The organism is Tsuneonella mangrovi (assembly GCF_002269345.1).
Classification (GTDB): Bacteria; Pseudomonadota; Alphaproteobacteria; order Sphingomonadales; family Sphingomonadaceae; genus Tsuneonella; species Tsuneonella mangrovi.
Window position 1 is genome coordinate 2,627,200 of the sequence record NZ_CP022889.1, and the last position, 12,925, is coordinate 2,640,124.

The following is a 12,925-nucleotide window of genomic DNA, read 5'->3' on the forward strand; positions in this document are numbered from 1 at the left end:
GGGTGCAGGCCGCAAAGCTGGATAGGGTTTCCTGCGGGGGCACGGCAATGGCCAACCTGGACGATATCGACCGCAAATTGCTCTCCGAACTGCAGAGCGAAGGGCGGGTGACCAATGTCGAGCTCGCTACCCGCGTCGGCCTGACTGCTCCGCCATGCCTGCGCCGAGTGCGCGCGCTGGAGGAAGACGGGGTCATCCGCGGGTATCACGCCGATCTCGACGCGTCGAAGCTGGGTTTTGCGATCACGGTGTTCGCGATGGTCAGCCTCAAGAGCCAGGCAGAAAATTCACTGCGCGAATTCGAGGCCGCGATGCGCGACTTGCCCGAAGTGCGTGAAGTGCACATGCTCAACGGCGAAATCGACTTCATCCTCAAGGTCGTCAGCCGCGACCTGCAGAGCTTCCAGGAATTCCTCACCAGCAAGCTGACGCCCGCGCCCAACGTGGAAAGCGTCAAAACTTCGCTGACGATCCGCACGGCGAAGCACGAACCGGGCGTGCCGCTGGAATAGGTAATCGCGCGGGAATCCGCGGCCGAAGCGATCCCCAAATCAGCCGAATAGCCGCTTCAGCATTCCGCGATCTCCGCGATCGGGTCGGCTCTCGCCGGACAATCCGAGCAGGAAATCGCCGAGCACTGCTGCCTGCTTCTTGGTCATCAGGACGCGGGTGACGTCGGGCGAGTGGTTCTTCGCGTCTTCGGGTGTCCGCACGCTTTCGACGCACAGCAGCACCCTGTTGCCGAGGTCCTGGTGCGTCCAGCCGACCAGCGCTCCGTGGTTTTCCATGATTCGCATCCCCCTCAAGCGGGGAATTGTGCGCCGAGTATGACAAGAGTGCAATTGGAGCGTCAGGGGTACCCCTTAACCGATCAACCCCGCTCCTTGAGCCACTCTTCGAGCCACTTGATCGAATAGTCGCCGCTCAACACATCAGGCTGCCGGAGCAGTTCCTGGTGCAAAGGAATCGAGGTCTTCACCCCTTGTACCACCATCTCCTCCAGCGCGCGCTTGAGGCGCATGATGCACCCTTCGCGCGTGCGGCCGTAAACGATCAGCTTGGCGATCATCGAATCGTAATAGGGAGGTATGCGGTAGCCTGCGTAAAGCCCTGAATCGACGCGCACATGCATCCCGCCCGGGGCATGGTAGTAATCCACCAGGCCGGGGCTAGGGGCGAAGGTGAACGGGTCTTCGGCGTTGATCCGGCACTCGATCGCGTGGCCGGTGAAGCGCAGTTCGTCCTGTTCGACCGACAGCGGCTTGCCGTCGGCGACGCGGATCTGCTCGCGCACCAGGTCGACCCCGGTGATCGCTTCGGTCACCGGGTGTTCCACCTGCAGGCGGGTGTTCATTTCGATGAAGTAGAACCCGCCGTCTTCCCACAGGAACTCGATCGTGCCTGCCCCGCGATAACCCATGTCGGCCATCGCCTTGGCGCAGATGCCCCCCATCCGCGCGCGCTCTTCGGGTGTGATGACGGGGGAGGGGGCTTCCTCGAGCACCTTCTGGTGGCGGCGCTGGAGCGAACAGTCGCGCTCGCCCAGATGAATCGCGTTGCCTTCGCCGTCGCCGAACACCTGGAATTCGATGTGGCGCGGGTTGCCAAGGTACTTTTCGATATAGACCGTGGCATCGCCGAACGCGGCCTTGGCCTCGCTGCCCGCCTGCTTCATCAGCGTTTCGAGCGTATCCTCGCTCTCGCATACCTTCATCCCTCGGCCACCGCCACCGCTGGCAGCCTTGATGATCACCGGATAGCCGATTTCGGCGGCGATTTTCTTCGCTTCCTCGACATCAGATACAGCGCCATCGCTGCCAGGCACGAGCGGCAGGCCCAGCGCGCCAGCGGTGCGCTTGGCTTCCACCTTGTCGCCCATCGTGCGGATGTGTTCGGGCTTGGGTCCGATCCACTTGAGCCCGTGCGCCTCGACGATTTCGGCGAACTTGGCGTTTTCGGACAGGAAACCGTAGCCCGGGTGGACCGCATCGGCATCGGAGATTTCCGCAGCTGATATGATCGCCGCGACGTTGAGATAGCTGTCGGCGGCGGGCGGCGGGCCGATGCACACCGCGTGGTCTGCCAGCCGCACGTGCATCGCATCGGCATCGGCGGTGGAATGGACCGCGACCGTCTCGATCCCCATTTCGTGCGCCGCGCGGTGGATGCGCAGCGCAATTTCGCCGCGATTGGCAATCAGGATACGCGAAATAGCCATGTGAGCGCCTGGCCCCTCAGCCGATGACGACGAGCGGCTGGTCGAATTCGACCGGCTGCGCGTTCTCGACCAGGATCGCCTGGATCGTGCCGGCCTTGTCGGCGGTGATCGGATTCATCACTTTCATCGCTTCGACGATCAGCACGGTATCGCCTTGCTTAACGCTGTCACCGACCGTCACGAACGGTGCGGCGCCCGGTTCGGCCGAGAGATAGACCGTGCCGACCATCGGCGACTTGAGCGCGCCAACCACTTCGGCCGGTGCCGCCGCAGCCGGTTCGGGCGCGGCGGGAGCGGTAGTCGCCGGGGCGGGAGCCGCTGCCGGTGCCGGCATTGCGACAGGGGCAGCCATAGCCGCCACGCCGCCGCGCGCCACACGCACCTTGCGGTCGCCGTCTTCGACTTCGATTTCGGTGAGTCCGGTCTCGGCGAGCAGCTCTGCCAGCTCGCGCACCAGCTTGGTATCGACGTTCATGCCCCGCGTACGCGAAGGCGAGCCCTTGGTTTCGGCCATTGTGTGCCTCTTGTTGCGTCCGCCGCCCGCCTATTCGCAAGCGCGCGGGCTGGCAAGGGGTGGCCGTCGATTGCGGCCAGAGTGGGGCAGGCCCCTCTAGAGCGCGGCTGCCTTCTCGAGAGCGACGATATAGCTCCGCGCGCCGAGACCCTTCACCTCATCGACTGCCGCCATTCCGACATAGGAAATATGCCGGAATTTCTCGCGCGTCGCCGGATCCGACAGGTGGACCTCGATCACCGGGGTCTTGATCGATCGGATCGCATCGAGCAGTGCGATCGAGGTGTGGGTATAGGCCCCGGCGTTGAGCAGCACTGCCTTCGCGCCTTCTGCCTGCGCTTCATGCAGCCAGTCGACCAGGTGCCCTTCGTGGTTGGACTGGCGCACGTCGACCTCCAGCCCCAGCTCGCGCGCCCGGTCCTCGAGCATCCCGGCGATATCGTCGAACGTATCGGAACCATAGATTTCCGGCTCGCGCAGCCCGAGCAGGTTGAGGTTGGGCCCGTTGAGGACATAGACAGTGTCGGTCATACGGCGGGATTAGCGGGAAGGGCGGGATGGGGGAAGTGGCTGGGCAGCTGACGGTCAGCTTACGGCCCGATTGCGGACTTTGTGCTGCTAACGTCCGTCATCCCAGCGAAAGCTGGGATCACTATCGTCCCCGTGCTAGCTGGCTGGAATGGGTGGCTGGGTTTACATTATGACAAACAGACGCGGCGGGGTGCTCTATATCGGCGTGACGGCAGATTTGCCTGCCCGCGTAATGCAGCATCGGACAGGTAAGGGGTCTGCTTTCTGCCGCCGTTATGGGCTGGATCGACTGGTCTGCGCCGAATCCCACACCAACATCGTTGAGGCGATCAGCCGGGAAAAGGCCATGAAGGCGTGGAAGCGAGCATGGAAGATCGAACTCATCGAAAAAGCCAATCCGGGCTGGGGTGATCTCTTCGGGCATCTGCTCTAACGGACAGCGATCCCAGCTTTCGCTGGGATGACGGGTGGGGCTAGCGTCCGCTTTCCACCCCATTCCAGACATTCGACCAAAAATCTCTTTAGGACCAACATCAGACCTCCCAAACCAGGTGACGGCCCCGCGATTCTCAATCCTTACGGATAGCGCGCCGCCATGAAGTAGAGCCCGTGCGGCGGGGCGTTGAGGCCGAGGGCTTGCCGGTTCTTGGCTGCGAGCGCTTCGGCCACGCGTTCGACTTTCCACCGGCCGAGCCCGACCAGCACGAGGCAACCGACCATCGAGCGGACCTGGTGGTGGAGGAAGCTGCGCGCGGCGGCCTCGACGATCACCTGCTCGCCTTCGCGCCGCACGGTGAGCCGGTCGAGCGTCTTGACCGGGCTTTTCGCCTGGCACTGGACCGAACGGAAAGTCGTGAAATCGTGCTGGCCGACGAGCGCCTGTGCAGCATCGTGCATGGCGTCTGCATCGAGCGGGCGCGCCACTTGCCACGCCCGGTTCAGATCAAGCGTCAGCGGCGCGCGGCGGTTGGCGATGCGGTATTCGTACTCCCGCCCGATACACGAAAACCGCGCATGCCAGTCGTCCGGAACCACGTCGCACGCGAGCACTGCGATCGGGTCGGGCCGCAAGTGTGCGTTCAGTGCCTCCATCAGGCGGAAAGCGTCGATCTCCTTGGCGATATCGACATGGGCACGCATCGCCCGCGCGTGGACCCCGGTGTCGGTTCGCCCTGCCGCGGCGAGCGTCGCCTCCTCGCTTGTCACCGCCTGCACCGCGCGCTCGACAGATTCCTGCACGCTCGGCCCGTGCGGCTGGCGCTGCAGCCCCATGAACGGCGTGCCGTCGAATTCGAGGGTCAGAGCGAAACGGGTCACGCCACGCCCCCAACCGTTCGTGTCGAGCGTAGTCGAGACACCTCGCTCGACGGTTCTCGACTGCGCTCGAACCGAACGGGGATCATCCGACGACAACTCCGGCAGGGACCGGCTTGCCGCGCAGGAAAGCCTCGGTATCCATCGCCGGCTTGCCCGCGCGCTGGATGCGGACCGGGCGCAGCGCGGCGTTGCCGCACGCGATCGTGATTTGGTCGTCGAGCGTGGTGCCGCGCTTGCCCTCGCGCGCGATGACCTGCGCCTTCAGCACCTTGATCCGCTCGCCATCCAATTCGAACCACGCACCGGGGAACGGGGCGAAGGCGCGCACCTGACGCTCGATCGCTTCGGCGCTGGCGGTCCAGTCGATCTTCGCTTCGGCTTTGTCGATCTTGGGCGCGTAGCTCGCTTCGGCGTCATCCTGCGGAACCGCATGGAGCATGGCTAGGTCTTCGAGCGTGCCGACCATCAGCTGCGCGCCGATCTCGGCCAGTTCTTCGGTCAGTTCGCCGGCGGTCTTGTCTTCCACCGGGGTGCGGGCGGTGGCGAGCATCGGCCCGGTATCGAGCCCGGCCTCCATCTGCATGATCGTCACCCCGGTCACCGTGTCACCTGCAAGGATCGAACGCTGGATCGGTGCCGCGCCGCGCCAGTGCGGCAACAGGCTGGCGTGGACATTGAGGCAGCCGTGCCTGGGTGCATCGAGCACCGCTTGCGGCAGGATCAGGCCGTAAGCGGCCACTACTGCCACGTCTGCCTCGTGCGACGCGAATTCCGCCTGCGCTTCGGCAGACTTGAGCGAGGCGGGCGAGAACACCGGGATATGGCGGATCTCCGCCGCGCGCTGGACGGGGCTGGGTTGCAGCTTCTTGCCGCGCCCGGCGCGCCGCGGCGGCTGGGTATAGACGGCCACCAGCGTATGCCCCGCCTCGTGCAGCGCGGCGAGCGTCGGCACCGCGAAGTCCGGCGTTCCCATGAAGACTATTCGCATTTTGGGCGCATAAGCCGTGCGGCTACCTTTCGTTCAAGCGGGGCAGGCCCTATCTCCGCGCTTATGGCATCGCAAGAGATCGAGACGCTGGCATCCGCATTGGCGCGCCTGCCCGGCCTCGGCCCGCGTTCGGCACGGCGGGCGGTGCTGTGGCTGGTCAAACGGCGCGAGACCGCGCTGCGCCAGATCGTCAGCGCCTTGCTGGAGGTGCAGGACAAGCTCGTCGAATGCGGAACCTGCGGCAATGTCGATACGCAGGACCCGTGTGGCGTATGCGCCGATCCGCGCCGCGACCAGCGCAGCCTGTGCGTGGTGGAGGACGTGGCCGACCTTTGGGCGCTCGACCGTGCGAAGCTGTTCACCGGGCGCTACCACGTGCTCGGCGGCAAGCTCTCCGCGCTCGACGGGGTGCGGCCCGAGGATCTCAACATCGCCTCGCTGCTCGCGCGGGTCGAGGGGGGCGGGATCGACGAGGTGGTGCTGGCGATGAACGCCACGCTGGAAGGGCAGACCACCGCGCACTACATCGCCGAGCGGCTGGAGGCCTTCCCGGTGCGCATCACCCAGCTGGCGCACGGGCTGCCGGTGGGCGGCGAGCTCGACTACCTCGACGAAGGCACTTTGGCCCAGGCGCTCAGGGCGCGTCGGCCGGTGGGGTGAGCCGATCACGCGTATCCGAATGGGCATAGCGCCAATCGCGTTGAACATTCTCCCTGCTGCGACTATCTGACAAGCATGGCTATCCGCGAAATCCTCGAAGTGCCGGACCCCCGGCTCAAGACTGTATCGACCCCCGTCACCGCGTTCGACGACGAGTTGCGCGAGCTCGTGTCCGACATGTTCGAGACGATGTACGATGCGCCCGGCATCGGCCTTGCCGCGATCCAGGTCGGCGTACCCAAGCGGGTGCTGGTGATCGACCTCCAGCCCGAAGACCCCGATGCCGAACCCGAAGTGTGCAACCACGGCGGGCACCAGCACACCCACCAGCCGACCAAGCGCGAGCCGCGGGTGTTCGTGAATCCCGAAATCCTCGATCCGGCGGAAGAGCTGGCGACCTACCAGGAAGGCTGCCTCTCGGTCCCCGAGATCTATGCCGACGTCGATCGCCCGGCGACTTGCCGCGTGCGCTATCAGGACCTCGAAGGGGAAACCCACGAAGAGGACATGGAAGGCCTGATGGCCACCTGCATCCAGCACGAGATGGACCACCTCGAGGGCATCCTGTTCATCGACCACTTGAGCCGCCTCAAACGCAACATGGCGCTCAAGAAGCTCAAGAAACTGCGTGAAGCGGCGTAATTTTTGCTGACGGTTGAAATCGCGCCTGCGAGGCTGGCGTTCCCTCTCCGTTCCGCCTAGGGTGGCCAAATGGACACTACGGCAATTTTCCTGATCTTCCTCGTTCTGATTGCCGGACTGGCACTCGGCTGGTTCGTTGGCTCGCGGCCCGCTGCTGCCCTCAAGGCTTCGCTCACCGAGCGCGAGGGCGAGTTCAAGGCTGCGATCAAGGATCTGGGCGATGCGCAGATCGAGCTCGCGACACTCAAGGCCAACGCCGAGAATTTCGACAAGCAGATCGCGGCGATGAAGGAAGCGCGCGAGGAGATGCTGGCGCAGTTCAAGCTCGCGGGCGACGAAGTGCTGACCAAAGCGCAGGAGCGGCTCGCGCGCGAAGCGAACGAGCGGCTGGGCCACGCCGAGAAGACCAACAAGGAAGCGATCAAGGCGCTGCTCGAGCCGGTCGGTGCGCGGCTCAAGGCGTACGAGGAGCAGGTCGGCGCGCTGGAAGCGAAACGCGTCGATGCGTTCGGCCAGCTCTCCGGCGTGATCGAACAGATGCGGCAGGGGCAGGAAGCCGTGCGGCGCGAGGCGCAGCGGCTGGGCAATTCGCTCACCAACGCACCCAAGGCGCGCGGACGGTGGGGCGAGCGGGCGCTGCAGAACCTGCTCGAGCAATGCGGTCTCGCCGAACATACCGACTTCATGATGGAGCACTCGATCGAAACCGAGGACGGCCGTTTGCGCCCCGATGCGATCGTGCGCATTCCCGGCGGCAAGATGCTGGTGATCGATTCCAAGGTTTCGCTCAATGCCTACCAGGAAGCCTTCGAAGCCGACAACGAAGAGACGCGGGCGCGGGCGATGAGCGATCACGTGCGTTCGATGCGCAACCATGTGCAGACGCTGGGTGCCAAGAGCTACCAAAGCCAGTTCGAGGAAGCGCCGGACTACGTAGTGATGTTTGTTCCGGGCGAACATTTCGTCGCTGCCGCGCTCGAACACGATCCCGAGTTGTGGAACTTTGCCTTTGACAAGAGGGTGTTGCTGGCGACTCCTACCAACCTGGTAGCGATCGCGCGCACCGTCGCGCAGGTCTGGCGGCAGGATGGGTTGGCGCGCGAAGCGCAGGAGATCGGCAAGATGGGAGCTGAGCTTTACGACCGGCTGCGGGTGGCTGCGGATCACCTGAAGCGCGTTGGAGGAGGGCTGGAAACCGCGGTCAACAATTACAACAAGTTCGTCGGCAGCTTCGAGCGCAACGTGCTGTCATCGGGCAAGCGGTTGGCGGAAAAGGGTATCGAGATCGGCAAGGCAGAGATCGACGAAGTGCCGCTCGTCGAAGCCGCGCCGCGCTATACCGCAAGCGACGATGCCGTAGCGGAACCGGACGGCGAAGAATTGGTTGAATCGCGGGGCGATTGAACGCTAGGGACCGCGCATGAGGATTGCACTCGACAAGGTCGCCACCATCGTTGCCGCATCCGCCCTTGCCGCGGCGCTTGCAGGGTGCAGCCAGCAGAATGCCCCTTCGGACAAGATCAAGCAGGCCGCCGACAGCATCGTCAGCAAGGTCGACGGATCGAGCCCGACCCCGGCGCCCAAGCTGGCCGAAGGCGCCTATGCTCCGCGCGACGAGTGCCAGAACACGCCCGGTGCAGAGGCCTTCCTGACCCAGCTGCGCGCAGCGGTGAAGGCGCGCAACACCGATATGCTGGCCGCGCTGGCAGCGTCCGACGTGCAGCTCAACTTCGGCGGCGGCAGCGGGACAGGCCAACTGCGCGCCGAGCTTTCCAAGCACGACTGGAGCCTGTGGGACGAGTTCGACAAGCTGATGGCGCTCGGCTGCGGGGTCAACGCGCAGGGCGGTATCACGTTGCCGTGGTTCGAAACGCAGGACCTGTCATCGGTTGATGCGACCACCGCGATGATGGTGGTGGGCGAAAAGGTGCCGATCCATTCCGACGCGGAGGCGAAGTCCAAGGATACCGAGGATATTTCGTGGGATATCGTCACGCTCGACGGTAGCCTGCAGCCCGAGGACAAGTACCAGAAGATCACCACCAGCGACGGCACCACTGGGTTCATCGCTACCGACAAGCTGCGCAGCCTCAACGACTACCGGCTGGTCGCTTCGAGCCGCAACGGCAAGTGGAGCTTCACCAGCCTGAGCGCGGGCAACGATCCGAATTCGTGACGGCGCTTGCCCGATTTGGGGTGTTCGGTTCTGGTAGATTTACCTCCGCAAAGGGAGGGCGGACGCTCGACTAAGATCGGCCTCAGTTACTCCACTCCGCGATCTGGAGGAGCGAACTGGTGGACGAAACGAAGTGAGAAGCCGGTCTCTCCCGCGGCACGTCGCTTCTCATTGTGGATACTCTGCGCGAAGAAGAGCAGGCTTTCCGAACCTTTATCGGCAAGTGTCCGCTGCTCGCCAACGGCGTGAATGTGAATGTCACCTTGGTCGGCATCCAGCGGGTCAGTCGGATAGAATCCGCCGAGCGCATCTTCGTAATTTGAAGCGATAGTTCGGTATGAGCTAAGATCCCCGATCTGCGGCGCATTCCAGCGGACGGAACATGCATGATAGGGAGGAAATTCAAGCCAGACAGTCGTCGTTCCGTCTTGCAGCTTCCAACCACGGGCTGGATCGTCGCGCATCGTGATTTTCACCTGTTCCGGGGTGAGTTCCTGTGCATTCTTCGTTGACAAGAGGGCTTCGACCGCTTTGTCATCCGGAAAGGCACCAAGGCAGAGCTCCTTATACAGGGCTGCCATGCGCGATAATTTCTCATCCGCACTATTCGAGCTCGCGGCGGTTCCCTGTGATCTTATCGTGAGATCGGTGAACAGGAATTCTCCGGTCGAACACACAATCCGCACAACCGGTTCAACAGCTTTCAAGCGGAAGCTCTTTGTGTCCTTGCCGAGGCTCACGGTTACATTTTTGCTGTCATAGGAAAGTGTGAAAGGCTGAACGGTGCCCGGCTTTGTCATCATCGAAAGCGGGATTATCTCGTCGTCCTTGCCGTTGACGTTGTAGCTGAGCATTTGAATTGCCGGCAATCCAGACGGCGTTTTCTTTGGATCTGCGGGCAGTGCCGAGATCGAAAACCCTGCAAAAACGTCTGGAGAATGCCCCGGCGCAGCGGATGAAGTGATTTGAAGGCGAGCCACTGCCGCATATTTCTTGCTTCCAGCGAGCGCGTTTAGCTGGACGTTCCCGGAGACAGTGAACGGAACGCCGACAGTGGGCAGGTTCAGTTCAGAAAAATGATCCGCAGCTGTGTCGCAATCGTAAGTTATACCTGCCGCTGTTGCTGCCGAATGAAATACGAAGAGGCCAAGTATCGTAACGCATACACCGACAAATGCCTTCATTCTCCCCTCCAATCAGCCCAGTCATCTCGTAGGTCCACCTGGGTATTCTGGCAATCCCATTTGGTCTGGATCGGATGGTCGCCTGAACACCCACAACCGGTTCGTCAGCAGACTGGCAGTTTCTTGCCCTCGCATTGCGGCCGGCGACAATCGATCAACCCGGGTATCGCTCCAGACACGCCAGCACTTCATATGCCAGCACTGCGCTCGCGACGGCTGCGTTGAGGCTGTCCGCCCGACCGCGCATCGGCATCGTTACCCGCAGGTCGCAGGCAGCTTCGTATTCCTCGGGCAGACCACGCGATTCGTTGCCGACGAGAATGAAGCACGGCGCGGCGTAGGGTGCGCCGCGATAGGGCACCGCGTCGCGCAGGGAAGCGGCGACGAGCTGGCCTTTGCCGCGCCGTAACCATGCGATGAAATCGTCCCACCGGGCTTGCGCGATCGCTTGGGTGAACACCGCCCCCATGCTCGCGCGCACCGCCTCGACCGAGAACGGGTCGGCGCAATCGTCGATCAGGATCAGCCCGCCGGCACCCACCGCGTCGCCGGTGCGCAGCATCGTGCCGAGGTTTCCGGGATCGCGCAGCGCCTGCGCCACCAGCCAGATCGGCGATACCGAGCGGTCGAGCGCGTCGAGCGAAGTATCGAATTCGGCGAATACCCCGGCCACCGCTTGCGGATTGTCCTTCCCGGTAATCTTGGCGAGGATCTCGCTGCCGGTCTCGATCACTTCACCTCCCGCGGACAGCACGTCCGCCTCCAGCGCATCGAGCAACGGGTGCGGTTCGCGCCCGGTCGCCATTACCAGCGTTTCGGGCAGGCGGCCGCATTCGCGCGCGTCGGTCAGCAAGCGCAAGCCTTCAGTCAGGAACCTGCCTTCGCGCTTGCGGTGCTTCTTGTCGCGCAGGCTACGCAGCGCTTTGACGGTGGGATTGGAAAAGCCGGTGATCGTGCGGCGCGTGCCGGGGGCCATCAGTCCTCGCCGAACCCGCTGCAGACCAGCTCGCACAGCTGCTCCAGCACGGCCTCCGATTGATCGCCAGCTACGATCAGTTCGATCGTGTCGCCCTTGGCCGCGCCGAGCATCATCAAACCGAGGATCGATCCTCCGGCGGTCTCGTTGCCGTCCTTCGCTACTTTCACAATGCAGCCTTCGGGCACTTCGCTCACCGCATTGACGAACTTGGCACTCGCACGGGCGTGGAGGCCCCGCTGGTTGATGATCGTGCAGCTACGCCGCACCTCGCTCATCGAGACGCCTTCCGGGCAGCGCCCTTGCAATTGTCGCCCAGAAACTCGGAAGCGATAGTGATGTAGCTCTTGCCCGCATCGCGCGCGGCGGAGACGGCATCGATCACGCCCATTTCCTTGCGTGCACCGGCGAGCCGAATCAGCATCGGCAGGTTGATCCCCGCGACGACTTCCACACGGCCCGCGTCGAGCAGCGAGATGGCGAGGTTCGACGGCGTGCCGCCGAACAAATCGGTGAGGATGATCGCCCCCTGGCCGCTGTCGACCTGTTTGATCGCGTCGGCGATCTCGCGGCGGCGTTGCTCCATATCGTCGTGCGGTCCGATGCAGATCGTCGCGACCGCTTCCTGCGGGCCGACGACGTGCTCCATTGCACTGACGAACTCCTCGGCCAGGTGGCCATGGGTTACCAGGATCATTCCGATCATGCGTGTGGCCTGGGTTGCTTCGGTGCTGTCCGTTGGGGCTCACCGAAGTGCGCCCGGTTGGTGCCGATGGGGACCGTCACGGTTGCGGCGTGCCTTCGAGCATGTCGGCCGCGCGCGATCCCAGGTTGCGGTGGATGACAGTGGGCGAAAATCCGTTTTCGCGCAAGGCCTGCGCGATGGCCTCTGCAGTATGGACCGATCGGTGCCGTCCGCCGGTGCAGCCGAACGCGAGGTTGACGTAGGCCTTGCCCTGCGCGGCGTAGAGCGGGAGCAACAGCAGTACGAGATCGCGAATCTTCGTAAATGCCTCTCCCCACGCGGGATCGGCGGCGATGTGCGCGGAAACCTCGGGATCGAGCCCGGTCTTCTCGCGCAGTTCGTCGATCCAGTGCGGATTGTCGAGGAACCGCATATCGAACACCAGGTCCGACAATGGTGGCATCCCGCGGGCGAAACCGAAGCTCGAAATCGTAACCGACAGGTCGGCCGTCGGAGCCTTGGCGAACCGATCGCGCACTGCCTGTTGCAGGTCGTTGCTGGTCAGCGCCGAGGTATCGATCACCATGTCGGCCCAGCGCCTGAGCGGCGCGAGCAACTCGCGTTCGGCCCGGATCGCTTCGATTACCGGGCGGCCCTGCGCCATCGGGTGCCGCCGCCGGGTCTCGTTGTACCGTCGCTCGAGCTCCGCTCCGCTGCAATCGAGGAACAGCGTGCTGAGCGCGAGGTCGCTGCGTGCATCGAGCTCCTTCACCCGCTCGATGATGTCGGATGGGACGAACCCTCGCGTACGCGAATCGAACCCGATCGCCAGTTTCGCGTGGCCCTGCTCCTCCGATTCCCCGCCGATCAGGCGGTCGAGCATTCGGATCGGGAAGTTGTCGATCGCTTCCCATCCCAAGTCCTCGAGCACGCGCAGTGCGGTCGTCTTGCCGGCCCCGGACAGGCCGGTGACCAGCATGACCTCCTGGCGAGGTGCTTCGAGTGTCGAATCGGTTCCCATCCCAGGCGGCATT

General features: G+C 63.8%; 17 protein-coding genes. 6 read left to right on the plus strand and 11 right to left on the minus strand.

What is annotated here, in order from left to right:
* The first annotated feature begins 47 nt into the window (after positions 1-47).
* On the plus strand, positions 48-512 hold the full coding sequence (locus CJO11_RS12790) for an Lrp/AsnC family transcriptional regulator (protein ID WP_095013051.1): 465 nt from the start codon (positions 48-50) through the stop codon (positions 510-512).
* A 39-nt stretch (positions 513-551) separates the two neighbouring features.
* Here the strand turns inward: CJO11_RS12790 and CJO11_RS12795 are convergent, their stop codons facing one another.
* The 4 genes from CJO11_RS12795 to CJO11_RS12810 form a co-directional block, all read right to left on the minus strand.
* A complete protein-coding gene (locus CJO11_RS12795; protein ID WP_169829200.1) occupies positions 552-797 on the minus strand; it encodes a hypothetical protein in 246 nt (81 codons plus the stop codon).
* 74 nt (positions 798-871) lie between these two features.
* Positions 872-2,218, minus strand: coding sequence for an acetyl-CoA carboxylase biotin carboxylase subunit (gene accC, locus CJO11_RS12800; protein WP_095013053.1), 1,347 nt, complete (start codon positions 2,216-2,218; stop codon positions 872-874).
* A 16-nt stretch (positions 2,219-2,234) separates the two neighbouring features.
* The gene (gene accB / locus CJO11_RS12805) at positions 2,235-2,732 is read right to left on the minus strand and encodes an acetyl-CoA carboxylase biotin carboxyl carrier protein (protein WP_095013054.1); all 498 of its coding nucleotides are present in this window, start codon (positions 2,730-2,732) and stop codon (positions 2,235-2,237) included.
* Between the two features lie 96 nt (positions 2,733-2,828).
* Complete coding sequence (locus tag CJO11_RS12810; protein ID WP_095013055.1) at positions 2,829-3,263, minus strand: type II 3-dehydroquinate dehydratase; 435 nt, start codon at positions 3,261-3,263, stop codon at positions 2,829-2,831.
* A gap of 148 nt (positions 3,264-3,411) precedes the next feature.
* Here CJO11_RS12810 and CJO11_RS12815 point away from each other — a divergent pair, with 148 nt between their 5' ends.
* Complete coding sequence (locus tag CJO11_RS12815) at positions 3,412-3,696, plus strand: GIY-YIG nuclease family protein (protein WP_095013056.1); 285 nt, start codon at positions 3,412-3,414, stop codon at positions 3,694-3,696.
* A gap of 143 nt (positions 3,697-3,839) precedes the next feature.
* Here CJO11_RS12815 and truA read toward each other — a convergent pair whose 3' ends face one another.
* A complete protein-coding gene (gene truA / locus CJO11_RS12820) occupies positions 3,840-4,580 on the minus strand; it encodes a tRNA pseudouridine(38-40) synthase TruA (protein WP_095013057.1) in 741 nt (246 codons plus the stop codon).
* An 82-nt stretch (positions 4,581-4,662) separates the two neighbouring features.
* A complete protein-coding gene (fmt, locus tag CJO11_RS12825) occupies positions 4,663-5,568 on the minus strand; it encodes a methionyl-tRNA formyltransferase (protein ID WP_095013058.1) in 906 nt (301 codons plus the stop codon).
* 63 nt (positions 5,569-5,631) lie between these two features.
* Between fmt and recR the strand changes: the two genes are divergently transcribed.
* The 4 genes from recR to CJO11_RS12845 all read left to right on the plus strand — a co-directional run bounded on the left by recR (position 5,632) and on the right by CJO11_RS12845 (position 9,046).
* A complete protein-coding gene (recR, locus tag CJO11_RS12830; RefSeq protein WP_095013059.1) occupies positions 5,632-6,228 on the plus strand; it encodes a recombination mediator RecR in 597 nt (198 codons plus the stop codon).
* Between the two features lie 75 nt (positions 6,229-6,303).
* Positions 6,304-6,870, plus strand: a complete 567-nt coding sequence (gene def / locus CJO11_RS12835; RefSeq protein WP_095013060.1) for a peptide deformylase — start codon at positions 6,304-6,306, stop codon at positions 6,868-6,870.
* Between the two features lie 69 nt (positions 6,871-6,939).
* Complete coding sequence (locus CJO11_RS12840) at positions 6,940-8,274, plus strand: DNA recombination protein RmuC (protein ID WP_095013061.1); 1,335 nt, start codon at positions 6,940-6,942, stop codon at positions 8,272-8,274.
* Between the two features lie 16 nt (positions 8,275-8,290).
* Positions 8,291-9,046, plus strand: coding sequence for a hypothetical protein (locus CJO11_RS12845; protein WP_095013062.1), 756 nt, complete (start codon positions 8,291-8,293; stop codon positions 9,044-9,046).
* An 86-nt stretch (positions 9,047-9,132) separates the two neighbouring features.
* Here CJO11_RS12845 and CJO11_RS12850 read toward each other — a convergent pair whose 3' ends face one another.
* From CJO11_RS12850 to rapZ, 5 genes are all read right to left on the minus strand, one after another.
* Positions 9,133-10,230, minus strand: a complete 1,098-nt coding sequence (locus tag CJO11_RS12850) for an NMCC_0638 family (lipo)protein (protein WP_150125035.1) — start codon at positions 10,228-10,230, stop codon at positions 9,133-9,135.
* Between the two features lie 154 nt (positions 10,231-10,384).
* Positions 10,385-11,206 (minus strand): TrmH family RNA methyltransferase, encoded by an 822-nt coding sequence (locus CJO11_RS12855; RefSeq protein WP_095013064.1) that lies wholly within the window; start codon positions 11,204-11,206, stop codon positions 10,385-10,387.
* A complete protein-coding gene (locus tag CJO11_RS12860; protein WP_095013065.1) occupies positions 11,206-11,484 on the minus strand; it encodes an HPr family phosphocarrier protein in 279 nt (92 codons plus the stop codon). Before CJO11_RS12860 ends, CJO11_RS12855 begins: the two co-directional genes overlap by 1 nt.
* Positions 11,481-11,912 (minus strand): PTS sugar transporter subunit IIA, encoded by a 432-nt coding sequence (locus tag CJO11_RS12865; RefSeq protein ID WP_095013066.1) that lies wholly within the window; start codon positions 11,910-11,912, stop codon positions 11,481-11,483. Before CJO11_RS12865 ends, CJO11_RS12860 begins: the two co-directional genes overlap by 4 nt.
* 76 nt (positions 11,913-11,988) lie before the next feature.
* The gene (gene rapZ / locus CJO11_RS12870) at positions 11,989-12,912 is read right to left on the minus strand and encodes an RNase adapter RapZ (protein ID WP_095013067.1); all 924 of its coding nucleotides are present in this window, start codon (positions 12,910-12,912) and stop codon (positions 11,989-11,991) included.
* Between the last annotated feature and the right edge of the window lie 13 nt (positions 12,913-12,925).

Bases quoted from the DNA above. Each gene is read 5' to 3' on its own strand.
- CJO11_RS12790 (WP_095013051.1), top strand. From the start codon at position 48: ATGGCCAACCTGGACGATATCGACCGCAAATTGCTCTCCGAACTGCAG.
- CJO11_RS12795 (WP_169829200.1), bottom strand. From the start codon at position 797: ATGCGAATCATGGAAAACCACGGAGCGCTGGTCGGCTGGACGCACCAG.
- accC (WP_095013053.1), bottom strand. From the start codon at position 2,218: ATGGCTATTTCGCGTATCCTGATTGCCAATCGCGGCGAAATTGCGCTG.
- accB (WP_095013054.1), bottom strand. From the start codon at position 2,732: ATGGCCGAAACCAAGGGCTCGCCTTCGCGTACGCGGGGCATGAACGTC.
- CJO11_RS12810 (WP_095013055.1), bottom strand. From the start codon at position 3,263: ATGACCGACACTGTCTATGTCCTCAACGGGCCCAACCTCAACCTGCTC.
- CJO11_RS12815 (WP_095013056.1), top strand. From the start codon at position 3,412: ATGGGTGGCTGGGTTTACATTATGACAAACAGACGCGGCGGGGTGCTC.
- fmt (WP_095013058.1), bottom strand. From the start codon at position 5,568: ATGCGAATAGTCTTCATGGGAACGCCGGACTTCGCGGTGCCGACGCTC.
- recR (WP_095013059.1), top strand. From the start codon at position 5,632: ATGGCATCGCAAGAGATCGAGACGCTGGCATCCGCATTGGCGCGCCTG.
- def (WP_095013060.1), top strand. From the start codon at position 6,304: ATGGCTATCCGCGAAATCCTCGAAGTGCCGGACCCCCGGCTCAAGACT.
- CJO11_RS12840 (WP_095013061.1), top strand. From the start codon at position 6,940: ATGGACACTACGGCAATTTTCCTGATCTTCCTCGTTCTGATTGCCGGA.
- CJO11_RS12845 (WP_095013062.1), top strand. From the start codon at position 8,291: ATGAGGATTGCACTCGACAAGGTCGCCACCATCGTTGCCGCATCCGCC.
- CJO11_RS12850 (WP_150125035.1), bottom strand. From the start codon at position 10,230: ATGAAGGCATTTGTCGGTGTATGCGTTACGATACTTGGCCTCTTCGTA.
- CJO11_RS12855 (WP_095013064.1), bottom strand. From the start codon at position 11,206: ATGGCCCCCGGCACGCGCCGCACGATCACCGGCTTTTCCAATCCCACC.
- CJO11_RS12860 (WP_095013065.1), bottom strand. From the start codon at position 11,484: ATGAGCGAGGTGCGGCGTAGCTGCACGATCATCAACCAGCGGGGCCTC.
- CJO11_RS12865 (WP_095013066.1), bottom strand. From the start codon at position 11,912: ATGATCGGAATGATCCTGGTAACCCATGGCCACCTGGCCGAGGAGTTC.
- rapZ (WP_095013067.1), bottom strand. From the start codon at position 12,912: ATGGGAACCGATTCGACACTCGAAGCACCTCGCCAGGAGGTCATGCTG.